The organism is Nitratidesulfovibrio sp. SRB-5 (assembly GCF_019931275.1).
GTDB lineage: Bacteria > Desulfobacterota > Desulfovibrionia > Desulfovibrionales > Desulfovibrionaceae > Cupidesulfovibrio.
Map to the genome: position 1 here is coordinate 315,431 of NZ_JAIOTY010000002.1, position 25,155 is coordinate 340,585.

Here is a 25,155-nt window from a genome sequence, read left to right on the forward strand (position 1 = left end):
GAAGCGGGGGCGAGCCGGATGGGGCTGGGCCGGGCCGGTGAAGCCGAACAGGGCCGGGATACGCCAAACGACAGCGCACGCAACCGTCCCCGCCCGCACGGCAAGGACATCATTGCCGCACGCGGTACCAGTACCCGTAACTGGTGGCAAAGCCCAATCCCTCGTACAGCGCGCGGGCGGGCGCATTGCCCTGCCCCACCTGCAACCATGCGGTGCGTGCGCCGTCCCGCCGGGCGGCTGACAACATGGCCGTGACCAGTGCACGCCCGTGTCCCTGTCGCCGCAGGTCGGGGCGGGCCGCCACGGCGAAGATGCCGTACGCATCGCCCGTGCGCACCCCAAGGCCGCACACGGCGGGCTGGCCGTCCACGTGCAGCAGCCAAGTCTGCCCGACGGAACCAAGGGTGTCCAGCAGACCGCGCAGGACGGGATTTTCCGTGGCGCTGCCGGTGCGGCCACGCACTGCGCCTTCCGCCGCCAGCCACGCCGAGTGGGGCACCATGGCGCAGCGGCGCGGCGCGGAGGAGGGGGCACCGGAGCGGGGTGGGGTGGCATGGGGGGCGGCATGCGCATTCGCGGCCCATCCTGTCAGGTCCAGCTCCTGCACCAGCGTGGGGTCGGTGGCGGTGTAGCCCAGGGCTGCCAGCACGGGGTCGAGTCCGCACCCCACGGCGCAATGGGGAGCCTCCATCGCATTCTGCCCGGAGTTTCCGTCAGCACAATCCGTTGCCTCGTTTCCGCCTTCCAGCGGCTCCGGCAGCCGGAACTGCGGAGGCAGGCCGCGCGCGGCAAACCAGGCCTCGGCATCGCGCACGTGGCCTTCGTCCCACGTCACGCCCGCGCCCGCAGGCAGCAGCGGCACCCCGCTGTTGATGCGCATGGAATAGCCCCCAGCCGCGCGCAACAGCAGGTTGCCCCGCCGTTCCTCTTCCTGCGCGGGCCATGCGGCAAGGCAGGCAGCCTCCAGCCGCAGGCAGCGGGCCAGGCGTTGCTGGTGGATGGCACATGCCGGGGCCACCTTGAAGGTGAAGGGCGGGCGGTATGCAACGTCTTGCGCAATCACGGAAGGTCTCCCGGTTTCCGAATCCATGGCCGCCTCCCTTGCTCCGCAAACCGTGCATGACGGGCTGCCACAAAACGGAAGCCCCTGCGGCGTGGGCGGCAGGGGCTGCATGTACGGAGGATGCCGGGCATCACTCAATACACGTACAGGAAACCGGGCGCAGCCACCCGCGACGCCGGTTGCAGGTCCAGCACCGTTTCCAGCGCATCGCGCAGCCACGACGAGGGCTTGGGCTGTTCCACCAGCACGGGCCGTTCGGCAATGCCGCACAACTGCTGCAAATCGGTCAGGGCCATGTCCATGCCGCCCAGTGCGTCCACCAGGCCCAGTTCATGGGCCTGCCGCCCGGTCAGCGCGCGGCCGTCGGCCACGGCGCGCACCTTTTCCACCGGCAGGTTGCGCGAGTTGGCCACCTCGGTCACGAACTGGTCGTACATGTCCATGACCAGCGCTTGCAGGTACTCGCGTTCCTGCGGGGTCATGGCCCGGAACGGCGAGCCCGCGTCCTTCATGTCGCCGGAAACCAGCGTCTGCCGGGCCAGGCCCAGCTTGTCCATCAGGCCCTGCACGTTGGGCAGTTCCATCTTCACGCCGATGGAACCGGTGAGCGTGGCGGGGTTGGCGATGACGCGCGTGGCCCCCAGCGAGATGTAGTACCCGCCGGACGCGGCCACGGTGCCCATGGACACCACCACCGGCTTCACGCGGGCCATGCGGCGCACGGCGTCCAGCAGTTCCTGCGATGCGGCAACGCCGCCGCCGGGCGAATCCACCCGCAGCAGCACGCCGCGCACCGAAGGATCGTCGCGCAGCGTGTCCATCCACGCGGTGGTCTTGGAAATGTCGGCAATCATGCCTTCAACCCGCACCACCCCGACGCGCGGGCCCGCGAACGGGCCCGTGCCGCCGGTCAAATGGCGCAAGGCGGCCGAAGCCCCCATGAAGAGGGCAACGGCCGCCAGAATGAGCAGGAATCCGAAGATGAACGGATGCCGCTGGCTGAAGGAAGGTCTAGCTGTCGGAAGCATCCTCTTCCAGCTTCTGCTTCAGCAGGTCACCAAGGTTCTGGCCACCCGTATCGGCGGGACCGGCGCGGAATTCCTTGGGCTTGCGACGTTCTTCCTCGTCCTTGAGCTGCTTGATGGACAGCCCGAGGCGACGTTCTTCGGCGGAGACGTGGATGACCTTGGCCTGAATGACCACGCCTTCCTTGAACATCTCGGAGGGAGACTTGATCTTCTTCTGGCTGATTTCGGAGACGTGGACCAGGCCTTCGATGCCTTCTTCCACTTCAACGAACAGGCCGAAGTCGGTGATGTTGGTCACCGTGCCTTCGATCAGGCCGCCCACCGGGTAGCGCGAGGGCACGTGGGTCCACGGGTCTTCGGTCAGCTGCTTGATGCCGAGGGTGAACTTTTCGTTCTCCTGATCGACGGTCAGCACCTTGGCCTGCACCACGTCGCCGGTCTTGAACACTTCGTTGGGATGGCGGATCTTCTTGGTCCAGCTGATGTCGGACACGTGGATCAGGCCGTCGATGCCGTCCTCGATGCCGATGAACATGCCGAATTCGGTGATGTTCTTGATCACGCCTTCAAGGATGGTGCCTTCGGGGTACTTTTCGGCCACAACTTCCCACGGGTTCGGCTTGACCTGCTTCATGCCGAGGGAGATGCGCTTCTTGTCCTGATCGACGCCGAGGATGACCACTTCCACTTCGTCGCCCACGCGCACCATCTGGGAAGGATGGCGCAGCTTGCGGGTCCACGACATTTCGGAAATGTGCACCAGACCTTCCACGCCGGGCTCCAGCTCGACGAACGCGCCGTAGTCCACCAGGTTGGTCACGCGGCCCTGAAGCTTGGCGCCTTCGGGGTACTTGGCGGTGATGTCCTGCCAGGGGTCGGCCACCAGCTGCTTCATGCCCAGCGACACCTTCTGGTTGTCGCGGTCGAAGGAGAGCACCTTCAGCTGAAGTTCCTGGCCAAGGGTGACCAGTTCCTTCGGGTGACGGATGCGCTTCCAGGACATGTCGGTGATGTGCAGCAGGCCGTCCAGCCCGCCAAGGTCCACGAACACGCCGTATTCGGTGATGTTCTTGGCCTTGCCGACGACGATCTGGTTCTCTTCGAGAGTGCGCAGCAGATCCTGACGCTTGGAATCGCGTTCCTCTTCAAGCAGGACGCGGCGGGAAACGATGACGTTGCTGCGCCGACGGTTGATCTTGAGAACACGGAATTCGTATTCCTGGTTGACCAGCGCGTCCATGTCGGGGACGGGGCGCAGGTCCACGTGCGAACCGGGCAGGAAGGCTTCGACGCCGCCGAGATCGACGGTGTAGCCGCCCTTGATGCGACGCACGATGCGGCCGGTGATGACCCCGTTGTTTTCCTGAATCTCTTCGAGCTTGTCGAAGAGCTGCATGCGCTTGGCCTTCTCGAAGGACAGGGTGATGGTGCCTTCCATCTCGTTCTTGCGAACGACGAAGACGTCCACCTTGTCGCCCACGGCGATGTTGACCTTGCCGGTGCTGTCCCTGAACTCGGAAGCGGAAATCTGCCCTTCGGACTTGAAGTTCACGTCGACGAGGACGCTGTCCTCATCCACGCGAACCACCTCGCCCTTGATGATCGACCCTTCTTCGAGGTCGCCGAAATCGGAGCTGAGGTAATTCTCGAGGGCGCTCTCGAAACTCAGATCCATTTCAAGAGCGGCGTTTTCCATGTTTTCGGGGGTTGCTGTCATACGTTTCCTCCAACCGACGCAAATTTTCCCGCCCTGATGCGCGGGATTGGTCTGCATAGCAGAATGCCCGGGGAATGACAACCGCGCGAGGCGCGGCGGATGGTGAAGTACGGCAAGGGCCGCCCGGAAACCGGTCGGGACCGGTCGGGACCGGTCGGGACCGGCAGGGAACCAGTCGGCGGACCGGGCAGAGGAGGCGGGGGCGGCGTGCGGTGCGGGGGCGGCCTTTCCGCTGCCGGTCCCGTCCTTGCCCTGTCCCGCTTTGCCCGGGTTCCGTTCGGCCTTCGGCCCGGTTCCCGCCAGCTTCCGCGCCCCTACTCCTCCGGCTCGGCCAGGGCCACCAGGTCGTAGGTCCGGGCCTCCACGATGTCGGCCTCCACCAGCGCGCCGGGAACCACACCGGCCCCGCTCACGTAGGTAACCCCGTCTATCTCCGGGGCCTGGAACCAGGTGCGGCCCGTGTGCAGGCCGGGCCATTCGTCGTGGGGGGCGTCCACCAGCACGGGCATGCGCTGGCCCACGTAAGATTCCATGATCTCCTCGCTGATTTCGGCCTGTACCTCCATCAGCGCATCGCGCCGCCATTCCTTCACCTTGTCGTCCACCTGCCCGGGCATGGCGGCGGCGGGGGTGCCTTCCTCCGCCCGGTAGGCGAACACGCCAAGGTGGTGAAAGCGCGTTTCCGCCACGAAGTCGGTGAGCGCGGCGTAGTGTTCCTCCGTCTCGCCGGGAAAGCCGACGATGATGGAGGTGCGCAGGGCCGCGTCCGGAAAGTGTTTGCGGATGCGGTCCACCACCACGCGGGGGTTGCGGGCGAACGGGCGCCCCATGCGGCCCAGCACGTCGGGGTGGGCGTGCTGCAGGGGCACGTCGAAATAGGGAACGAAGGGCGCGCCCGCCGCCGCAAGGTACGCCAGCAGGTCGTCGTTGAGCCCGGCGGGATACAGGTACATCAGGCGCAGCCGGTCCAGCCCCGGCAGGGGCAGCAACCGGTCCAGCAAGGGGCGCAGGTCGCCCTTGCCCGTGGAGCCGCCGGGGCCGCTTTCCAGATCCCCGCCCCAGGCGGTGACGTCCTGCGCCACCAGAATCAGTTCCCGCACGCCCATGTCCAGCAGCTGTCGCGCCTCGCGTTCCAGTTCCGCCGCCGGGGTGGAGCGGTGCGCGCCGCGAATGGAGGGGATGGTGCAGAACGAACAGTTGTGGCGGCACCCGTCGCTGATCTTCAGCCAGGCGTACGACGGCCCGGTGGACAGAAGCCGCGTGCCCCCCGCGTAGCCGGGCGCGAGGGCTCCGGATGCCAGCGTTCCGCCCCCGGCAAGCCCGTCCCCCATGGCCACCCTGGCCCCCACGGCGCGTGCCAGCAGGTCCGGCCATGTCTCGATGGACTGGTTGGGCAGCCACAGGTCCACTTCCGGCAGTTCGGCGGCGAGGTCGCGTTCGCCATAGCGGCCCACCAGGCACCCGGCCACGGCCAGCAGGGGCCGCCGGGCCAGCCCGGAAATCTCGTCCACGGCCTCCACCACGGTGCGCACCGATTCTTCCACGGCGGGCAGGATGAAGCCGCAGGTGTTCACGAGCACCACGTCGGCCTCGGCCATGCGGGCCACGGGGCGCACGGGGGCCCCCAGCGCGCCCAGCAGGCGTTCGGTGTCCACGCGGTTCTTGGGGCAACCAAGGCTGACGGAATAAACACTTATCATTGGATGACGTTCCGGGTATGGAAAGGATGGAGGGTGCCGCACGCCCCCGTGGCGGCACATGCCCGTGCCACGGAAGCCCATGCGCCCCGAAAGCCCCGGCGCAAGCGCAGGGTGTCCGTGGGCGTGGTGCTGGGTGCCGCGTACCCGCAATGCGCGCCGGGCGCAAGCCCCCGCGTCCGGCAGCCGGGCAAGGGGCATGCCCCCCACCGGCACCCATGCCCGGCACCCGCGACCGGCAGCCATGCCAGGCCCTCGCGACCGGCATTCGCGACCAGCACTCGCGCAGGACGCCCGTCGCCATCACCCACCGGCCAAGGAGCCCCGCATGACCACGCAGCCCCCTTCCGGCCCTTCCGTCCCACCTGCCACCACGCCGGAGTCCGGCGACGCATCGCCCCGCAGGTCTGCGGGCTGTCCCGCATGCACTCCGGTGCATGCGCCGGGACGCAATCCGGCTCACGATCCGGCTCACGATCCGGGGCACGCAGGGCAGGCCCTGACGGATGCCTCCGCCGCGCCGCGCCGCCCCTTTCCCGTGGCGTTGGCCGGAGTGGGGCGGGCCCTGCGCCCGGTGGCTGGCCTGCTGCAACGCCCCGATTTTCTGCTGGGCTTTCCGTGGGTGCATCTGACGGGCATGCTGCTGACCCCGCAGGACCATGATGATCTGGCGCAGCACGCCTGCCAGCCGCTGAGCGCTCCAGGCGGCCCGCCGCCCCCGGACCCAGCCGCCCTGGAGGCCCGCGCGGGCCTGCCCCCGGCCCCGCCCGCGCCGGGCGGCGTGCCCCGCTTCGCCGCCGCCGCAGACCTGTTCGCGGCCCAGCCCGGCCTGCGCATGGTCATCGACCTGACCGACGATGGCCGCCACATGGCCGAGTTGCGCGTGGCGGCCCCCGCCGGGGTTTCGCTGCTGGATGCGGGCGGCGCGCTGTGGGTGTGGGAGATGCTGGCCTCGGAAAAGCTGTGCTCCACCTGCAACCTGCACCTGCGCGAGGCGCGCGACCTGTTCGCCACGCTCATCGACCAGGTGGACGAGGACATCCTGCTACTGGACACCGAAGGCCGCATCGTGGACCTGAACCGCAACATCCTGCAGCGCAAGGGCGGCACCAAGGACGACTGGATCGGCACCTGCTGCTGGCAACTGGATGGCGCCTCGTTCTGCTGCCCGCCGGAGCACGGCGGCTGCACCTTCCGCGAAACCGTCAGCACCGGCCACAAGGCGGAGCGCATCCATACCAGGGTCAACGACGATGGCCGGGTACAGTACTTCCGGGTGTACACCTATCCGGTCACCGACGACGCGGGGCGGCTGACGCGGGTCATCGAGATGCGGCGCGACATCACCAACCGCACCAACATGGAAATCCGCCTGCAACAGGCCGAAAAGATGGCCGCCATCGGCGAGCTTTCCACCTACGTGGCGCACGAGATCCGCAACCCGCTGTTCGCCATCGGCGGCTTTGCCAATTCGCTGCTGCGCTCGCCCTCGCTGGACGAGGCCGCGCGCGGCAAGGTGCAGGTGATCCTGGAAGAATCGCGGCGGCTGGACACCATCCTCAAGTCCATCCTCAACTTTGCCCGGCCCACCTCGCCCCGCACGGGCGAAGTGGACCTGAACCTGCTGGCCCGCCAGACCATGGAGCTGATGAGCCTGGGCTTCGACCAGCGGCGCATCACCGTGGACATGCAGCTTGCGCCGGATATCCCCAAGGCCCACGGCGACGGCGAGATGCTCAAGCAGTGCCTGATCAACCTGGTGAAGAACGCGCAGGAGGCCATGCCCGAAGGGGGCCGCCTGACCGTGCGCACCGGCATGAACCAGCAGCATGTGCACATTGCGGTGGCGGACACGGGCGTGGGCATTCCGCCGGAACTGCACGACAAGATATTCAGCCCGTTCTTTTCCACCAAGGAAAAGGGCGCGGGCATCGGCCTGGCCATGAGCCGCAAGATCATCGAGGAAATGGGAGGCCGGGTGGACCTGCAAAGCCAGGTGGGCAAGGGCACCACCATCACCCTGCACCTGCTGCCCCTGCTGGCCGTGCCCCGGACGACGGAACCCGCACGGGACGACCCGGCAGGCGATGGCATGAAGGGATGACCATGCGCCGGGCGCGAAGGCCGTCCGGCGCGCCCTTGCCTCCGGCCCGTTTCTTCCGCACAATGCGCGGCGCGCGGTCTCCGTGCCTCCGGCGCCTGCCGGTTGCCTTTCGCGAGGCCCGTGCCGTGGGGCGGCGCCCTCCGCCGCCATCATCGTCGGCAGCACAACCCCGAACACGACCCCAACCAGACACGACCATACGACACACCATGACCACCGTTACGAACACCACCCCCGCGACCACCACCGGCACCACCGCCGTCATCGTGCTGGCCACCCGCAACGCGGGCAAGATCCGTGAACTCAACGACATGCTGCACGGCACCGGGGTCACCGTGGTCGGCCTCGACGCCTACCCCGAGATCGGCGAAATCGAGGAGACCGGCACCACCTTCGAGGAAAACGCCCTGCTGAAAGCGCGCACCGTGGCCGAACTGACGGGCCGCATCGCCGTGGCCGACGATTCCGGGCTGGAGGTGGACGCCCTGGGCGGTGCGCCCGGCGTGTATTCCGCCCGCTATTCCGCTGAAGACGGCGTGCCCGCCACCGACGCCCGCAACAACGAAAAGCTGCTGGCCGCCCTGGCCAACGTGCCCGATGCGCAGCGCACGGCGCGGTTCCGCTCGGTCATTGCCGCCTGCGCCCCCGATGGCCGCCACATCACCGCCGCCGGGGCCTGGGAAGGCCGCGTGGCCACCGCCCCGCAGGGCGACAACGGCTTCGGGTACGATCCGCTGTTCTTCGACCCGGAACTGGGCCGCACGGCGGCCACCCTTACCCGCGACGAAAAGAACGCCCGCAGCCACCGGGGCAAGGCCCTGCGCCGCCTGCTGGAAATGTGGCCCGGTTTCGCGGGCGGCAAGGGCTAGCCCGCGCCGCGATCATCCGCCTGAACGCGCCCCGCGCCGTCCCGGTCCGTCTCGGTCCGTCTCGGTCCGTCCCGGTCCGTCCGGCGGGCGCGGGGCGTCTGCCGTTGCGGAACCGCCCGTGACTGCCGCCGCGCATCCGTTGCGCTTGCCGCGTGGCGAGAGCCGGGCGTTGCCGCCCTTCACGTCCACTCCCCGCCGCGCGCCCTCCCATCCCGAGGCCCGCCTGCCGCAGCCCAGAATTATCACGCGCCGCCCCGGCTAATCATTGCCCGTCCGCCTCCTTTCGCCGTTACACTGGCAGGGCGGAGGCCCCGTCTCCGCCGCCAACATCGGAACGACGAGGGGACGGCATGACGCTGCGCATGAAATTGCTTGCGGGATTCATCGGCACCCAGGTGCTTACCTGTCTGCTTACCGCCGGGCTGCTGTGGCATTTCGGGGTGGACGGCATGCGCCATGTGGGCGATGCCGCCTCCATCGCCATGCAGGACAGGGCGCGGGACCAGCTGACCAGCATTCGCAGTTCCAAGGCCCTGCACGTGGAAGACATCTTCCGGCGCATGCGCAACCAACTGCTGACCCTGGCCGGTGAACTGACCGCGCGCGAGGCGGCCCAGGCCCTGCCCGCCGCCTGGCTCGGCGTGCAGGGCGAGGTGGCCGGCCATATGGACGCCAAGGCCGTGGCCCGCCAGTTGCTGGACGTCTATGCGGGGCCCGCCTACCTGCGCTCGCCGGAGTTCACGGCCAACGCGCCCTCCGCCCCCGGCTACGTCCCCCGCGCGCCGGAAGCGTACCTGCCCGCGGACGCCAACGGCGTGCTGTTGCAGGGCATGTACCTGTTGCCCGCGCTGGCGGCGGGGCAACGGGGGGCATCCGCCACGCCAGCCAGGCACCCCCTGCCCACTGCCTACAACACATTGCACGCCCGCTGCCATCCGGTGCTGCTGCACTTTGCCGACACCTTCGGCTACCGGGACATCCTGCTGCTGGACCCCAATACCGGCGCGGTGACCTACAGCGTGCGCAAGCTGCCGGATTTCGGCACGTCGCTCGTCACGGGCCCGTACAAGGATACCGGCCTGGCCACGGTGTTCCGCAAGGCCGTGGCCGCCGGAAGGGCTGGCGAGCGCAATGCCGCCGCCATGACGGACTTCGCCCCGTACGAGCCGGGCCGCAACGCCCCGGCCGCGTTCATCGCCACCCCGGTGTACGACGCATCCGGCGCATTCCTGGCCGTAATGGCCCTGCACGTCACGGAGACGGGTATCAACCGCGTCATGACGTCGGAAGGCCGCTGGAAGGACGTGGGCCTTGGCGAATCGGGCGATGCCTATCTGGTGGGCCCCGACCTGCGGGTGCGCTCGCTGCCGCGCGGCTCCACCAACCGGCACATCCTTGCGGACATCATGGACACCGAGGCTGCCCGCAAGGCCGTGGCGGGCGAGACCGGCTGCGGCGCCGTGCGCGACCACGATGGCAGGCCCGTGCTGGCCGCATGGCAGCCCCTGCGCATAGAGGGACTGACCATGGGGCTGGTGGCCGAAATCGACATGGACGAGGCCCTGGCCGCCACGAGGGACATCGCCGCTGCCAGCGGCAAGGCCGAACGCAGCATGCTGACCGGGGCGCTGGTGGTGCTGCTGCTGGGCGCGGCGCTGGGATCGGGCGTGGCCGTGGCGCTGGTGGCGTCCATCTCGCGGCCCTTGCGCCGGTTGCAGGCCTATGCGGGCGAGGTGGCGGAAGGGCACCTGGAAGCCCGGCCCGAGGGCGCGTACCCGCCGGAACTGGACGCCATGCGCCATTCCATAGAACGCATGGTGCAGAACCTGCGCCAGCGCATCGAAGAAGCCGACGGCCAGAGGCAGGAGGCCGCGCGCATGGCCCGCGAGGCCCAGGACGCCATGCGGAACGCCACCGCGTCGGAGTCGCGCATCAAGCGGCTGATGGACCGCATGACCGGCGCCGCGGGCAAGACGCGCAACGTGTCGGAGCATGTCTCGCACTCCATAGCCGATCTGACCGGGCAGGTGAGCACCGTCACCGGCGGGGTGGAAACCCAGCGCCGCCGCATGGACGAAACGGCGGAGGCCGTGGCCGACATGCGCGTGACCGTGGCCAACGTCACCGACAATGCCCGCCGGGCCGCCGAGCAGGCCGACCTTTCACGCGGCAACGCCGACGAGGGCGCGCGGGGAATGCGCGAGACCGTGGCGGCCATCAACGGCATTCGCGAACGCATCCAGCGGCTGAACGAGGCCATGGGCCGCCTTGGCGTGGAGGCCGAGAACATCGGGCAGGTCATGTCGCTGATCTCGGACATCGCCGACCAGACCAACCTGCTGGCGCTGAACGCGGCCATCGAGGCGGCCCGCGCCGGGGATGCCGGGCGCGGATTTGCCGTGGTGGCCGACGAGGTGCGCAAGCTGGCCGAAAAGACCATGGCCGCCACCCGCGACGTGGGCGAGGCCGTGGCGCGCATCCAGGGCCACACGCGTGAGAACATCGCCGCCGTGGAACAGGCCGCGCGTGATGCCACGGCGTCTGCCGCGTCGGCAGAGGCAGCCGGGCAGGCCATGACCCGCATCGTCTCGCAGGTGGACGAAACGGCGGGCATGGTCCAGTCCATCGCTGCCGCCAACGGCCAGCAGGCGGCGGCCAGCGAGGTGGTGGGGCGCAGTGTGGACGAGGTGAACCGCATCGCCGGGCAGACTGCCGAGGCCATGGGCCGCTTTACCGGCACGCTCAACGACATCTTTGCCCAGGTGCAGGAGATGTTTTCCATGGTCGAGGTCATCTGCGCCGGGGAAGACGGCGTGGCCCTGATGTCCGACGCCAGCGATGAAACCCTGATCCGCTGGACGGACGAGCTGTCCAACCTGCCCAGCATCGACGCGCAGCACAAGAAGCTGGTGGACTACATCAACGCCGTGCATCGCGCCGCGCGCTCCAACGACATGGCCGCCGTGCTCGAGGTGTTCGGGCAGTTGAAGACCTACACCGTGGAGCACTTCGGGTACGAGGAACGGCTGTTCGACGTGCACGGCTACCCGGAAGGGGCGCAGCACAAGGACGTGCACCACCGCTTCGTGCAGCGGGTGCTGGAGTGGGAAAAGCAGGCGGCGGGCGGCAACCCCACGGTGGTCATGGAGATACTGCGCGGGCTGGTGGACTGGCTGGTGTCGCACATCATGAAGGTGGATAAGCGGTACGAGGCCTTCATGCGCGAGCGCGGCGTGGCGTAGGCGCGCGGGCAAGAGGAAGGGAAAAGGCGGCCCGGCATGTCGGGCCGCCTTGCGCGTCTGGCGAATTATTTGGCGGGCTGGTCGGGCTGCGCGGGGGCGGCAGGCGTCTGGGGTTCGGCCTGCGGGCTGGCCTGGGGCACCGGTTGCGCGGCGGATTGGGGTTCCACCTGCTGCGACTGGGTCACGGGCGCGGTGGCGTTCACCGGTTGCACCACCTTGTTTTCGATGGGCGACACCAGATTGCCGAACACCAGCAGCATGGCCCCGCCCACGGCAAGGCTGCGTGCGCGGATGCCCGCCGCCCGGTTGCCCGCGCGCCAGCGCAGCCAGTTGAAGGCGGCCCCGGCCAGCATGGCCATGCCGCACAGGTTCAGCAGATAATTGATGGCATACATGGTCGGCCTCCTGCCGGATGAACGGCGGATGTCGGGGATGTCGGGGGTGGAGCGGGTGGTTGTGCCCCGTGGTGGAGAGGGGGCAGGGCGAACCCCGCCGTGAAATTCAGTTGGCATGCCGGGCGGGTGGCGTCAAGAGGGGGTAAGGGTGGCCTGCGGCGGCAACCGTTTGCGCATGCAGGGCGCAAGCCGTGCGGATGGTGGTCGTGGCTCCGTGCCTCCCTGTCAGTCAGGGGCCCGGCGCAAACGCGAAGCCTCGCGCGCCCGAAAACGCTGGTGTGTCTGCGCGGAAGCCGTTACCGATGGGGCAGGCCCAAACAGGCCCAAGCAGGTCCGGACAGGCCCGGACAGGCCCAGACAGGTTCGGTCAGGTTCGGACAGGACAGGCCCGGAGGACAGCGGGGGACGCCGCTCCGCCCCGCGAGTGCACAACGCCCTTCACAGGATTCCGCATGAACAAGCTCTATGTCGTCATGGTCGGCCTGCCCGCGCGGGGCAAATCCACCATGGCCCGCCGCATCCGCGAGGGCCTCGAGGCAGAGGACTTCCGCGTCGAGGTGTTCAACAACGGCGAAATCCGCCGTTCCATGCTGGGCATGAATTCCGCGAGGCCGGAGTTCTACGACCCGGACAACGCGGAAGGCCGCGCCCAGCGCGAGGAAATCGCCCGGCTGAACATAGCCGCCGCACGCGACTATCTTGCGGGCGACGGGCACGTGGCCATCCTGGACGCCACCAACGCCAGCCGTGCCCGGCGGGCCACCATAGAGGCCATGCTCACCGACCATCCGCTGCTGTTCGTGGAATGCGTCAACGACGACCCTGTGGCGCTGGGCGCGGCCATCCGGCGCAAGACGCAGATGCCGGAGTTCGCGCGCGATACCACGCAGGCGGCCATGGACAGCTTTACCAAGCGCATCCGGTACTACGAGCGCATGTATGCCCCGTGCGCCGACGAGTCGTGCTGGGTGCGGGTGGACACGCTGGAAAACCGCGTGGTGGGCGAGCAGATAGGCGGGCGGGTGCCGTACTACCATCGCATCCGGGACATTCTGGTGTCCGCGTGGGTGCGCAACCTGTACCTGGTCCGGCACGGCGAGACCTACTACAACGTGGAAGGGCGCATCGGCGGCGATTCGGACCTGACCCTGCGCGGGCAGGCCCAAGCCAGGGAACTGGCCGCGCATTTCGCGGACATCGAGGTGCCGTACATCTTCACCTCCACCCGCAGGCGGTCGGCGCAGACGGCGGCCCCCATGCGCGAGGCGAGGCCGCAGGCCACGGTGATGGCCCTGCCGGAGTTCGACGAGATAGACGCGGGCGAGTGCGAGGGCCTGCGCTACGACGACATTCGCCGCAGTTTTCCGGATGCCTTTGCCGCCCGCCAGCGCGACAAGTTCCACTACGTGTATCCGGGCGGCGAGGGGTACGTGACCCTGCGCGAACGGGTGGAGCGTGGTGTGCGCCGGGCGCTGTTTCTGGCCGGGGGCGCGCCGGGGGTGATGATCATCGGGCATCAGGCCATCAACCGGATGATCCTGTCGCACTTTCTGTACCGGCGGACGGAGGATGTACCCTACATCTTCATTCCGCAGACGCAGTACTACCACATAGTGGCCACGCAGCGGAAAAAGCTGTTCGAGCTGGTGCGCTTCATGTGAGGCGCAGTGGTACGGGAGTGGGATGATATCTGTGTTGGGTTTGGGGGGACGCGGGCATGCTTGCGTCAAAATCCGTCTTTTACCCCCGGGCTGCGTTGAATCGGTGTTTTTGATGCTCACGTACAAAAGTACAGCGTTGCTTTCGCCATCCGTAAGGCTCGCGCACACGCTCGCCTAACGGCTGCCGATCTGCGCTCAAAAACGCCGATTCGCCTTGTCCGGCGGCAAAACTCGTAATTTCTCGCATCCTGCCCGCCCTGCCAGCCGCGCCGTAAGGCCGGCGCGGCGTATAAGGAAGAAAGGCAGTTTCAGGACGGATAGGTAGGAGGGGGGATAGTCGTGTATTCGCATAGCGATCTATCCCCAATTGAAAAGTTTGGAAGGGTGGAGGGGGTGTGGGGGAGGAGGGAAACTTTTCAAAGTTTCCCTCCTCCCCCACATTTTCTTCAACGGATTTCTTCCGGTCCCCCTGCTACGCCTCCGGCTTCACGCCATTGCGGGGCACGTCCTCGTAGCCGGTGAACATGGCGGCGATGTGCGCGGTGAGGGTGTGGCCGGTGGTGGTCATGTAGACGTGCACGATGACGAAGGCCAGGAAGGCGAAGGCGCCCAGGGTGTGCAGGATGGCCACGGCCTTCAGGGTCAGGCTGCCCGCAAAGCCGAGCTGCGGCCACTGGTTGTAGGTGTAGTAGAGGAACCCGGTAATCATCTGGAACGGCACGAGGAACGAGACGATGCCGAGATAGGTCAGCCGTTGCAGGGGGTTGTGCTTGGCGCGTTCGTTCTTGGGCACGGGGTGGGGTTCGCCCTTGAAGATGCCGGAAAGGTAGTAGCGCACCACGTCCATCAGCTTCAGGAAGGTGGGCACGTAGTGCTTCCACTCGTCGGTGACGGCCATCCAGAACACGATGAAGGCGTACAGCACCAGCCACGACCATGCGCAGAAGTTGTGCACGGCGAAGGCGCGGGCAAAGCCCAGCAGGGTGAAGGTGCCGTGGATTTCGAAGCCGGTGACCAGCAGCGCCAGGATGAGCAGGGTCTGCGCCCAGTGCCAGAACCGTTCGAACCGGCTGTACAGGTAGAGTCGTTCGGTGGCGTGCATGGCTAGTCCTCCTTGCGGTTGTTGCGGCCACGCGCGGCCAGGCGCAGGAACCCGTGCACGCCCACGGCCAGCACGGACCCGGCAACGGCGATCCACCCGGCGGCGTCCACGCCCGCGTTGCGGTCGCGCCCCGGCATCCACACCCCGCCCACGGAGGCAAGGCGGCTGCCAGCGGGCTTGTGGCATTCGCCGCAGGCCACGGACCGTTCCTTGGGGGCCACCTGGTGGGTGATGGGGTAGTAGTAGACGGTGTCCACGAATTCCAGCTTGCCGCTGAAGGGCAGGTTCAGCGACTTCTGCCCGGCTTCCACGGCCTTCATCCAGTCATAGGTCTTCCAGTAGGCGTCGTCGTCCTTGCCGAACAGGTGCGGGGCCACGAAGGTGCGGTTGCCCGCGTCAAAGGGCTGGCGGCCCCGGTGCGCCTTGAAGGGCATGATGCGCGACCTGGGGTCTGCCGGGTCGCCGTCGATGCGGTTGATTTCCACGGGCTTCGCGGTGTCGTCGACCTTGTCGGTCAGCAGCAGGAATTCCATGCGTCCGTTGGACCAGTGGTATTCGGGGGTGACGTCCTTTTCCCACCGGAAGTCGCCCTTCTTGCTGTCGTAGCTGGGCTTGCCGAAGGGCCCCTTTTCCGCAAAGGGCTTGCCGTCCTTCTTCTTGCCCGCGGTGGACCAGTCCCACCACATCTTGGTGGCCATCTCGCGCGCAAAGGCGGGAATGTGGCAGGTCTGGCAGGCCAGCTTGTCGGTGTGGTCGTTGGCCTTGTGCCCGGCCTTGTGCGGGGTGGCGGTATGGCACGATTCGCAGGCGATGCGGTGCACCCGGTCGTCGTCGAGCACGCTCTTGCGTTCGGTGAAGGCGGGCTGCTTGTAGGTGCGCCCGGCGATGACGTGGGCCTCGGTGGTGTGGCAGCGCTGGCAGGTGAAGTTGGCCCCCTTCACGTCCATGTGCACGTCCAGTTCGCGGCCGGGCTTGAACATGGTGGAGTCGAGGTCGCCGTGCTTCACCGCGTCGCCCCCGCCGCCGTAGAAGTGGCAGGTGCCGCAGTTGTCGCGGGTGGGACGGCCCACAGAGGCGGCAATGGCGTTGTAGTCGGGCGGGTTGAACGTCTTGCCCTCGAACTCGGTGGGTTCGCTGACCGGCAGCCCGGCCATGGTGGGGAACTTCTTGTAGGTGCCGGTGTGGTCGTGACAGACCATGCAGTCCACGTTTTCCTGCGACGAGAAGTCGAACTGCGCGTTCTTCCAGCCGAAGCCCGCGTGGCACGAGGTGCAGCGCGGTTCGTTGGACGGGATGGCGATGCAGAAGTTGTTGAAGGTGATGCCGCCCTTGCCCATCTTGCGTTCCGGGTCGGCGGGGTCCAGCCAGGTCCAGTGGATGGTCTTGTGCACCTGCTGCGCGGCGGCGTTGTGGCACGACAGGCAGGCCCTGGTGACTTCCTGCGGCGTGGCGAAGGGCTGTTGCAGGGCCGGGTGGCGGGAGTGGTCGGCGGTGATGGCGTGGGCCTCCGGCTTCTTCACCGCGCCGGTGGCCCCGGCGGGCACCCCGGTGGCCAGTTGGGCCGAGTGGGCCGGGGGGGCTGGCGCAAGCAGCGGGGCAAGGCCCGGCAGCAGGAGCAACAGCAGGAGCAGCAGGAACAGCAGGGCTGGGGGCGAACCGCCGTGTGCCCGACGGGCGGAAACGTGTGGCGACGACATGTGGACTCCTCCTTGGGCTTCAGGCGTCAACGGTAAACCCTGCGCTACGCGCGGGGCGGATGTTCGGGATGGTGATGGTCCGGGGGCGCGGGCCGGGCTGCGGACCGGGACGCCGGGACGGGGGCGGTCCAGGCGGAGCGGCCCGTCAGGGCCAGCGCCAGCGAGGCCATGCCCAGCAGCCCGGCAAGACCCAGATGCGTCCAGTCCAGGTACATGGTCAGGGTGGGGCCCCAGTCGAAGCCGGGCAGGTTCTTGGCCACCCGCATGCCCCCGGTGACGATGAGGGCCGCCACCAGCCACAGGCGCAGCGTGCCGCCGCCCGTCAGGTGATACGGGGCGGGGTGGCGATACGGGGTGGGGTGGCGGTGCGGGGCGAACAGGCGGGGGATGCGCGGCCCGGCAAGGGCCCGCACGGCCAGCCATGCGGAAAGGGCCAGCAGCACGGCGGCGGCCCCGTAGTGCAGCAGATGGGTGAAATGGAAGTCGGCGGTCCAGGCCAGACCGGGCACCGCGGCAATGCCGTAGCGCGCGGCAATGGGCATCTGGGCCATGCCGGTGACGCCGAGCACCGTGGCGCAGGCGATCCACAGCCAGCGGGCCACGGGCCGGAGATGGGCCGGGGATGCGGCGTCAGGGATACCCATGGTGCCCGGCGCGCCTGCCGTGGTGGACGCATTCGGCGCGCCCGCATCGTTGGCGTCCGCACGGGCCATGTCGCCGATGCCGCGCGCCACGCGCAGCAGGGCGGCCCCGGCACCGGCCAGCGGCGCGGTGACCAGCGCGGCGGCCAGCATGGTCTCGCCCCGCATGGCATCGCCCACGGCACGGAAGTGCGGCCTGCCGGGGCCCAGCGTGGCGGCGGGCTGTGCCGGAGCCTTTCCGGTGTCCTGCCCGCCGTCTTGCTTGCCATCCTGCATGGAAACGGGCTTCGCCGCCGTTGTGGCGGCCTCCAGCGCCGCCTGAATGTCCGTGAAGGGCACGGGTGAAAGATAGATGGTCGATGTGCCGCCGTTCTCGTCCAGCCCGTACAGATGCCCGCCGCGTTCGGCGGCCAGGCGGCGGGCCTGTGCAATGACGGCGTCGCGCGGGCCGATGGACTGCACCGCGTTGGGGCAGGCTTCGATGCAGGCCGGGGTGCTGCCCCGCGCCACCACGTCGGCGCAGCGGTCGCACTTGTACATCACGCCGTTGCCCGCGTAGCGGGGCAGCAGGTCCAGGTACAGGCCCACGCCGGTCTGGCGCTGGGGAATCTGCCACGGGCACACCGTGCGGCACTTGGCCCCGCCCAGGCAGATGTCCGCGTCGATGGACACGGTGCCGCTGGCCTCGCGCCGGGCCGCGCCCCACGGGCACAGGTTGGCGCAGGGCGGGTTGTCGCAGTGCAGGCAGCGGCGGGGGATGTTCAGTTCCACCTGCTGCCCGCCGTGCTGCACTGTCACGTTCTGGATGTACAGCCAGTTGTAGGGGGTCAGGCGGTCGTCCGTGTCGCGCCGGGCGGACCAGTCCTCGGCCTTTACCGAGGCCGGGAACATGGGCGGAAAGGGTTTTCGGGGTTCCGGATACCGGGCCGCGTTGCGTTCGCGGCAGGCCTGCACGCAGGCTCCGCAGCCCACGCAGGCGGAAATGTCGATGAGCGTGGCCAGCGGGCCGTCGTTTCCGGATGCTCCCCGTCCGGAGGGCACGGATGTGTTGCCACCCACACCCGCACCCTCCGCCGTGGAGGGGAACATGCCGGTTGCGAGGGAGGCGGACCCGGCGAGCCCGGTGCCCGCAAGGCCCTTGAGGAAACCGCGCCGCGAAAGGCGGCGGGGGGATGCTGTGTCGATGGTGCGTGCGATCATCATGTCGTCCATGTGCGGGTGGAGATATGGCGCGGTGCGCCAGCGTGGCGCATCGTCCGCTTGTCACTTGCTTTTGAGCAGGAAGCATGCCCGAGCGTTAGAATTTCGGCTTGTCGTTTTCTGGCAGGGCGTTGCGTGAGTGATGGCAGTGAGAAAGCCTGCTTGCGCGGTGTGGAATATTCGGCATATGATGCGACATATGGCGAAAAATTAATCACATGCCGCGCCATGCTCCATGGCTGGCATGGGGCTGTCCGGTGACGCACGCCATCCGCCCATGGGGGTGCGTGTGCGGATTGTCATGCGGGGCAGGATGTTGCGCGACGGCGTGCGCATCCGGCGCATGGCCTGCCCGGTGGCCGCAACAGGTGCGGCAACGGCCCCGAAGCTGCATGGTGATGGACGCGCCCACGGCACGGCAGCGCACCCGGTACCGCTCCGGCATCCAGCCGTCCCCCAGTTTCGCCATTTCGCCGTCCCCCCATCCCGCCGTCCCGGCAATCCGGTAATCCGGCAACCCGGCCCCCGCCACCCGAAGGAGAACGCCCATGGACGCCCTTGAATCAGGCCGCTTCCTGCGCGAGGTCATCAACACCATCAACGACGGCTTTTTCCTGGTGGGGCCGGACGGGCGCATCCTGATGGCCAATCCGGCCCTGGAGCGGCTGACCGGCTACGAGGCGGGCGAACTGGTGGGCCAGACCTGCGCGGTGCTCAACTGCGACGCCTGCGTGCGCTCGCGCTCGCTGGGCGGCGGCCACTGGTGCCGCCTGTTCGACCGCAAGGACGAGCACCGCAAGCGCTGCACCCTGGTGCGGCGCGACGGCACCTCCATCACCGTGCTCAAGAACGCCAAGGTGCTGAAGGAGGATGGCCGGGTCATCGCGGCGGTGGAGACCATCACCGACATTTCCGCCGTGGTGGAAAAGGACCGCCGCATCGAGGAGCTTTCGCGCCTGCTGGGTTCGGACGAGGGGTTCGCGGGCATGGTGGGCACCTCGCCCGCCATGCAGCGGGTGTTCAAGATCATCGAGCGGGCGGCGGAAAGCGACGCCCCGGTGCTGGTGCTGGGGGCGTCGGGCACGGGCAAGGAACTGGCGGCGCGGGCCATCCACGAACTGGGCCGCCGCAAGAACGGGGCCTATGTGCAGCTGAACTGCGCGGCCCTGAACGAGGCGCTGCTGGAAAGCGAACTGTTCGGCCACGTGCGCGGGGCGTTCACCGGGGCCATCCGTGACCGGCAGGGCCGGTTCGAGGCGGCCCACGGCGGCGACATCTTTCTGGACGAGATCGGCGACATCCCCCTGCCCATCCAGGTAAAGCTGCTGCGCGTGCTGGAGACCAAGCGCATCGAGCGGGTGGGCGACAACGCCTCGCGCGAGGTGGACGTGCGCATCATTGCCGCCACCAACCGAGACCTGGGGCGGCTGGTGCGGGCGGGCAGGTTCCGCGAGGACCTGCTGTTCCGCATCAACGTCATCCCCATCCACCTGCCGCCGCTGGCCGACCGGCGAGAGGACATTCCCCTGCTGGCCGCCCATTTCCTGAAGGGCATCCGCGAGCGTGACGGACGCGACGTGACCGGCCTGACACCGGAGGCCCTGCGCCTGCTCACGGCGTACGGCTGGCCCGGCAACGTGCGCGAACTGCGCAGCGCGCTGGAATATGCCTGCGTCATCGCCGAAGGCGGGCGGCTGGGCGTGGAGCACCTGCCGCAGCATATCGCCGGGGCGGGCTGGCACCCGGAATGCGCCGGGTCGGGCGGGACGGGCGGCGTTGCGGGGAACGCCAGTCACGCCGATCACGCCAATCATCCGGGAGCAGGCGACAGGCATCCGGACCTGCACCCGGCGCAAGTGGGGCACGGACCGCACGGAAGCGGAGAGGGCACCGCCCGGCGGGGTGGTGATGCTGGGGGCATGCCCGCCGGGGCGTTTGTCTACGGGGGGCGTCCCGCCCGACACGAGCGCGAACGGGCCGAACTGGTGGAGGCGTTGCGCGCCGCCGGAGGCAATGTGTCCGAGGCTGCACGGCTGCTGGGGGTGCACCGGGGCACGGTGCGCAACCGCATGCTGCGCTTCGGGATAGATGTGCACAAGGCGGTGGCCGGGTAGCCCGCCGATCCTCATGCGGCGCTGCGGGAAAGGGGGGCGGGGCGCTTCGGCACCTTGCCCCCGGCTGTGTCCTTCTTATTGTAAAGCCGTTGCGCGCCAGCGGCCAGACGCCCCCGCGCCAGTGGACAGCCGCCCGTTGCCGGGAGTATAGAAGGCGGCATCCGCACGGACGCGCTCCGTGTCCGCCCGACACGCCCGACACGCAGGACACGCCGGACACGCCGGACACACCGGCCCCCCCGGCACGCCGGGCCCGCCACACCGACACATTCCCCACGCACCAGAGGTCTACTTCATGTTCGCCATTCGCCGCTTCCGTCCCGCCGCCGTGCTGGCCCTGTGCGCCCTGAGCGTGCTGCCCGTCCTGCTCGCCGCCTGCGGGGGGCGTCAGCAGCCCGCGCCGCAGGTTCGGGAACAGGCCCTGCCCGCCAGGCCCATTCTGGAATTCATGACCGGCAATCCGGCAGGGGCTTCCGCCGTGCTGGACGACCCGGAATTCGGCACCGGCATCCGGGTGGTGGTGGAGGGGCTGTTCACCTCGGCCACCGGAGAGGAATGCCGCCGCGCCACCCTGCTTTCGCAGCATGGCGAGGCAGAAGTGGTCATCGCCTGCCGTCCGGCGGGCAGCGGCGACGACGTCGCGTGGCAGATGGCCCCCCGCATCTGGGGGCAGGGGATAGCCCGGCCCGCGCAATAGGAATTTTTCATGCCGCCGGGGTGGCCAAACGGGGCCAACCGTTCGGAATGGCCCGACCCGCCGGACTGGTCAGTCGGACTGGCCGAATTGGCCGAATTGGCCGAATTGGCCGGACAGGCCTGACTGGCCTGACTGGTCGAATTGGCCTGACTGGCCTGACTGGCCGGACGGGCCTGCCCCGGCATGCCCGGCGCCAGCGCCGGAGGGCCCTCCGCTTCGGGCGGTGCGCGCCGCTTGCGCCGCAACCATCACCACGAATACACACGCTTTCATCCGCCGGGTGCGCACCGCGCCCGGCGTAGCCAATTACGGATACCTGCCATGGATACCGCACCGCTTTTCCGTCACGCCGCGCCCCGTCACGTCGCACCCTGCCGCGCGGGGGCTGCCGCATGGCTGCCCGCCCTTTTCCTGCTGCTTGTACTGGCCGCGCTGCTTGGCCCGGCCCGCACCATTGCGCTTGCCGCGCCGTCCGAGGCCAAGTCGCCCGCATCTTCCGGAGCCGCCCCTGTTCCCGGTGCAGATTTGCCGCCCTTTGCCGCCAACCTGTTCCAGGGCAACTTCGGGCAGGCCCGCAGCGCCGAGGCGCGCGAACTGACCCCCGGCGACCGGCTGGTGCTGCGCCTGTGGGGCGACCGCAATTTCGACGGCGTGGTCACGGTGAACGACGCGGGCGAGATAGACCTGCAAGACCTGGGAGCCCTGCCCGTGGCGGGCCTTGCCCAGGCCCAGGTGACCGAGGCCATCCGCAGCAAGCTCAGCGCGTCCGGCGTGGAGAACGTGCAGGTTTACGTCAGCCCGCTGGACGGGCGGCCCGTGTCGGTCTTCGTCACCGGGTTCGTCATGAAGCCGGGCCGCTACAACGGCGCGCCGTCCGATTCGGTGCTGGCCTTCCTGGACCGGGCGGGCGGCATCGATCCCCGGCGCGGCAGCTACCGCACCATCCGCCTGCTGCGCGGCGGGGCGGAACTGGGCAGCTTCGACCTGTATCCCTTCGCGCTGAAGGGCGCGCTGCCGCTGGTGCGCCTGCTGGATGGCGACACCATCGTGGTGGGCGAAAAGGGCCCCGCCGTATCCGCCAGCGGCGAAATACGCAACGCCGCGCGTTTCGAATTCCGCAAGGGCGAGGCCACCGGGGCCAGGCTGGCCGAAATGGCCGACCCGCTGGCCACGGCCTCGCACGCCAGCATCGTGGGCACCCGCAACGGCGCGCCCTTCAACCTGTACCTGCCCCTGCGCGAATTCCGCACCCTGCCGCTGGCCGACGGCGACCGGGTGGAGTTTCTGGCCGACACCCCCGGCGACACCATAATGGTCGAGGTGCAGGGCGCCATCCGCGGCGCGTCGCGCTTTCCGCTGAAGCGCACCGCCCGCCTGCGCGACGTGCAGCAGTACATTGCCGTGGATGCCGACCGGGCCGACCTTTCCGGCCTGTACATCAAGCGCCGCAGCGTGGCGATCCGCCAGAAGCGCGCCATCGAGGACGCCCTGCGCAGGCTGGAGGAAAGCTCGTTCACGGCCACCTCGGCCAGCCCGGAAGAGGCGCAGATCCGCAACCACGAGGCGGAGATGATCGCCAAGTTCGCCGAAAAGGCCCGCAACGTGACGCCCGAGGGCATCGTGGTGGTGGGCAGCGGCGGCAAGGTGGCCGACATCGCGCTGGAGGACGGCGACGTCATCGTCATCCCCGAAAAGAGCGACGTGGTGCTGGTGACCGGAGAGGTGGTGATGCCCCAGGCCATCGTGTGGAACGGCGACAGGCGCCTGAAGGACTATGTGCGCGGCGCGGGCGGCTACACCAACCGCGCGGACACCGGCACCATCCTGCTGGTGCGCCCCAACGGCGAGGTGTTCCGCACGTCCGACACCACCATCGCGGCGGGCGACCAGCTGCTGGTGCTGCCGCGCGTGGATTCCAAGAATCTGCAGACGGTCAAGGACATGTCGCAGATTCTCTACCAGATCGCGGTGGCCACCAAGGTGGTCATCGGGCTGTAGGCCCTCGGTGGCTGCCGGGAGACGGACATGAAGGATGCCGACATGAAGGACGCTTCCAGGGGCGCTCCCGGGGACGCTTCGGAAGCGGGCCTGACCGAGGAGGAACGCCGCGCCCTGCGCGCCGCCCGGCGTGATGCCCTGCTGGACGTGCCGCTGGACCTGCGCACCCGCGTGCAGGAGGACAAGCGCCGCAAGCGGCGCGATGCCCCCAAGCACAAGGGGCGGGCCTTAGAGGACGACGGCGGCGGGGCCGGGGGCAGGAGCGGAACGAGGGGAAAGGACGGGGACGACTAGTCGGACAGGACTGGATCGGGCCGTGCCGTGCCGGACCGGACCGGGGCAGTGCCGGACCGGGGCAGTGCCAGACCGGGGCAGTGCCAGACCGGCCCGTGCGGGGCCGGATTGAACCGGGTTGAAACGGACTGGGACGGGCGCTGCCGAGCGTGCCGGGACGAACGGTATTTTCAGGCAGGTTCCCTGCGGGGGGCCTCCGGACGGAATGACGGAAAGAGCGCCGATGGATTGCATCCATCGGCGCTCTTTTCGTTCCGGCCATGCCGGGGAATTTCCATCAAAGGGTCAAGGCTCGCGGGACAGGGGCTGGCCGCACGCCCTGCCGTGGCGGTTACGCCGTGCAGCAGGTCTTGCGCAGGGTTTCCATTTCCTCTTCCTCGTCGGCGGGGTTGCCCAGGTCCAGCACGTGGCGGCCCAGCACGTAGTGCATCAGGCGAGGCTTTTCGGCCGATTCCTCCAGCGCGTCGATGATGCGGGCAATGCGCCGCGTGGAACGCAGCACGCCGTCCAGCTGTTCCGTCAACTGCGTGGTGTCCATGCCGTGCAGGGCATTGGCCAGCCGCGCGGCGGCGGCATGGGCCTTGGAGCCTTCGGGCAAAAGTCCGCGCAATTCGTCGGCGGCGTGCACGGCGTCGTCCCAGTCGTCGGCCATATCGTCAAGCAGTTCCGCGCAGTATTCCGCGTGGTTGCGCAAGATGGCCAAGGCGTTGTTGCCGTGGTGGGCCACGGCCCCGGCGGCCTTTTCCAGCGCATCTCGGGCCACGGCCACGCGGCTGCCGGTGGTCAGGGCCACGATGCGCGAGCACTTGGCCAGAAAGCGGGCGTCATAGCTGTCGAAGCCGTGTTCGCGCTCGGAATACAGCAGCACCAGCCCGAAGGGCGGACGACCGCCCCGGTCGCGCAGCACGAAGGCCAGGCGCGAGCGGTAGCCTACCTTGTAGGCCATGCAGTCGTACGAATCGCCACCGCGATCCATGCCCATCAGGTTGTTGGAGAGCACGTGGCGGGTGCCGTCGCACACCGCGCGCATGACCGGGTGCCCGGCCAGGCCTTCTTCCAGCACCGGCGAAAAGAGCGGGATGGGGCCGCCGTCCTCGCGTTCCGCCGCGATGATCTGCCATTCGCCCTCGTCGTCGCGCAGGCGGCACACGAACATGTCGGCGTGAAAGGCGCGCAGGAGCACGGCCGCGCTTTCGCGCAGGACGATTTCCGGCGGGGCCATTTCGTCGGCAATGCCCAGCAGTTCGCTGGTGACGCGCAGCAGGGTTTCCGTGTCGTGGCGCTGCGCGGTGAGGCCGGACAGCAGTTGCATCAGGTCGCGCCAGTTGCGGATGGGCGCGGCGTGCATGTCGGGCCGCCAGCCCGTGTCCAGCACGGCCTTGGCGGCGGGCAGCAGGGCGAGGATGGCGGCGCGCGCCTTGGGCGGCGCGGAGCGGAGCAGCAGGGAGATGTCCTGCCGCAACGTGCGGGGAGCTGTGGGGGGCATGAGGGGCGGATTCACGGTCCGTCGGCCGGTTCGCGAGTCGGCGCGTGCATTGGTGTCCGCACGCCGCTCTGGGCGGTGGCACGGCGGACACAGGGCCGCGCGCCTGCTACATAGATATCCGACGTCACAATGTCCAGTACAAAAGCACAA

Annotated in this window: 17 protein-coding genes; 8 read left to right on the plus strand and 9 right to left on the minus strand. The window is 68.7% G+C overall.

The genetic code is table 11. From position 1 onward, the window contains the following. Positions 1-109: 109 nt before the first annotated feature. From K6142_RS08790 to rimO, 4 genes are all read right to left on the minus strand, one after another. Positions 110-1,063, minus strand: coding sequence for a GNAT family N-acetyltransferase (locus K6142_RS08790; protein ID WP_223290392.1), 954 nt, complete (start codon positions 1,061-1,063; stop codon positions 110-112). Between the two features lie 134 nt (positions 1,064-1,197). After that, positions 1,198-2,091: a signal peptide peptidase SppA gene (gene sppA / locus K6142_RS08795; RefSeq protein ID WP_190245269.1), complete on the minus strand. Its 894-nt coding sequence runs from the start codon at positions 2,089-2,091 to the stop codon at positions 1,198-1,200. Further along, a complete protein-coding gene (locus K6142_RS08800) occupies positions 2,075-3,808 on the minus strand; it encodes a 30S ribosomal protein S1 (protein ID WP_190245270.1) in 1,734 nt (577 codons plus the stop codon). The genes sppA and K6142_RS08800 overlap by 17 nt, the downstream gene beginning before the upstream one ends. Positions 3,809-4,122: 314 nt before the next feature. After that, the gene (rimO, locus tag K6142_RS08805) at positions 4,123-5,508 is read right to left on the minus strand and encodes a 30S ribosomal protein S12 methylthiotransferase RimO (protein WP_190245271.1); all 1,386 of its coding nucleotides are present in this window, start codon (positions 5,506-5,508) and stop codon (positions 4,123-4,125) included. Positions 5,509-5,833: 325 nt separating this feature from the next. On the opposite strand from rimO, the gene K6142_RS08810 reads away from it, so the two are divergent. The 3 genes from K6142_RS08810 (at position 5,834) to K6142_RS08820 (ending at position 11,720) form a co-directional block, all read left to right on the plus strand. Then, complete coding sequence (locus tag K6142_RS08810) at positions 5,834-7,609, plus strand: two-component system sensor histidine kinase NtrB (protein ID WP_190245272.1); 1,776 nt, start codon at positions 5,834-5,836, stop codon at positions 7,607-7,609. Positions 7,610-7,818: 209 nt separating this feature from the next. After that, positions 7,819-8,478: an XTP/dITP diphosphatase gene (locus tag K6142_RS08815; RefSeq protein WP_190245273.1), complete on the plus strand. Its 660-nt coding sequence runs from the start codon at positions 7,819-7,821 to the stop codon at positions 8,476-8,478. A gap of 350 nt (positions 8,479-8,828) precedes the next feature. Continuing rightward, positions 8,829-11,720, plus strand: a complete 2,892-nt coding sequence (locus K6142_RS08820) for a bacteriohemerythrin (protein ID WP_190245274.1) — start codon at positions 8,829-8,831, stop codon at positions 11,718-11,720. A 65-nt stretch (positions 11,721-11,785) separates the two neighbouring features. Here K6142_RS08820 and K6142_RS08825 read toward each other — a convergent pair whose 3' ends face one another. Beyond that, positions 11,786-12,115 carry a hypothetical protein gene (locus K6142_RS08825; protein WP_190245275.1) on the minus strand — a complete coding sequence of 110 codons (330 nt, stop codon included), beginning with the start codon at positions 12,113-12,115 and terminating at the stop codon, positions 11,786-11,788. Positions 12,116-12,567: 452 nt separating this feature from the next. Between K6142_RS08825 and K6142_RS08830 the strand changes: the two genes are divergently transcribed. After that, positions 12,568-13,776 (plus strand): histidine phosphatase family protein, encoded by a 1,209-nt coding sequence (locus K6142_RS08830; protein ID WP_190245276.1) that lies wholly within the window; start codon positions 12,568-12,570, stop codon positions 13,774-13,776. 472 nt (positions 13,777-14,248) lie between these two features. Here K6142_RS08830 and K6142_RS08835 read toward each other — a convergent pair whose 3' ends face one another. From K6142_RS08835 to K6142_RS08845, 3 genes are read right to left on the minus strand one after another with little or no spacing between them, the layout of a single operon-like run. Further along, on the minus strand, positions 14,249-14,878 hold the full coding sequence (locus K6142_RS08835) for a cytochrome b/b6 domain-containing protein (RefSeq protein WP_190245277.1): 630 nt from the start codon (positions 14,876-14,878) through the stop codon (positions 14,249-14,251). Between the two features lie 2 nt (positions 14,879-14,880). Then, positions 14,881-16,575 (minus strand): tetrathionate reductase family octaheme c-type cytochrome, encoded by a 1,695-nt coding sequence (locus K6142_RS08840; protein ID WP_190245278.1) that lies wholly within the window; start codon positions 16,573-16,575, stop codon positions 14,881-14,883. Between the two features lie 44 nt (positions 16,576-16,619). After that, positions 16,620-18,419: a 4Fe-4S dicluster domain-containing protein gene (locus K6142_RS08845; RefSeq protein ID WP_223380813.1), complete on the minus strand. Its 1,800-nt coding sequence runs from the start codon at positions 18,417-18,419 to the stop codon at positions 16,620-16,622. Between the two features lie 545 nt (positions 18,420-18,964). Here K6142_RS08845 and K6142_RS08850 point away from each other — a divergent pair. The 4 genes from K6142_RS08850 (at position 18,965) to K6142_RS08865 (ending at position 23,519) form a co-directional block, all read left to right on the plus strand. Beyond that, positions 18,965-20,530, plus strand: a complete 1,566-nt coding sequence (locus tag K6142_RS08850; protein ID WP_223380814.1) for a sigma-54 interaction domain-containing protein — start codon at positions 18,965-18,967, stop codon at positions 20,528-20,530. Between the two features lie 295 nt (positions 20,531-20,825). After that, positions 20,826-21,227, plus strand: a complete 402-nt coding sequence (locus tag K6142_RS08855) for a DVU3141 family protein (RefSeq protein ID WP_012612813.1) — start codon at positions 20,826-20,828, stop codon at positions 21,225-21,227. Positions 21,228-21,548: 321 nt separating this feature from the next. Further along, positions 21,549-23,225 (plus strand): polysaccharide biosynthesis/export family protein, encoded by a 1,677-nt coding sequence (locus K6142_RS08860; RefSeq protein WP_190244443.1) that lies wholly within the window; start codon positions 21,549-21,551, stop codon positions 23,223-23,225. A gap of 27 nt (positions 23,226-23,252) precedes the next feature. Beyond that, complete coding sequence (locus tag K6142_RS08865; RefSeq protein ID WP_190244444.1) at positions 23,253-23,519, plus strand: hypothetical protein; 267 nt, start codon at positions 23,253-23,255, stop codon at positions 23,517-23,519. Positions 23,520-23,850: 331 nt separating this feature from the next. On the opposite strand, the gene K6142_RS08870 is transcribed toward K6142_RS08865, so the two are convergent. Continuing rightward, on the minus strand, positions 23,851-25,005 hold the full coding sequence (locus K6142_RS08870) for a hypothetical protein (RefSeq protein ID WP_012612810.1): 1,155 nt from the start codon (positions 25,003-25,005) through the stop codon (positions 23,851-23,853). Positions 25,006-25,155 lie beyond the last annotated feature (150 nt).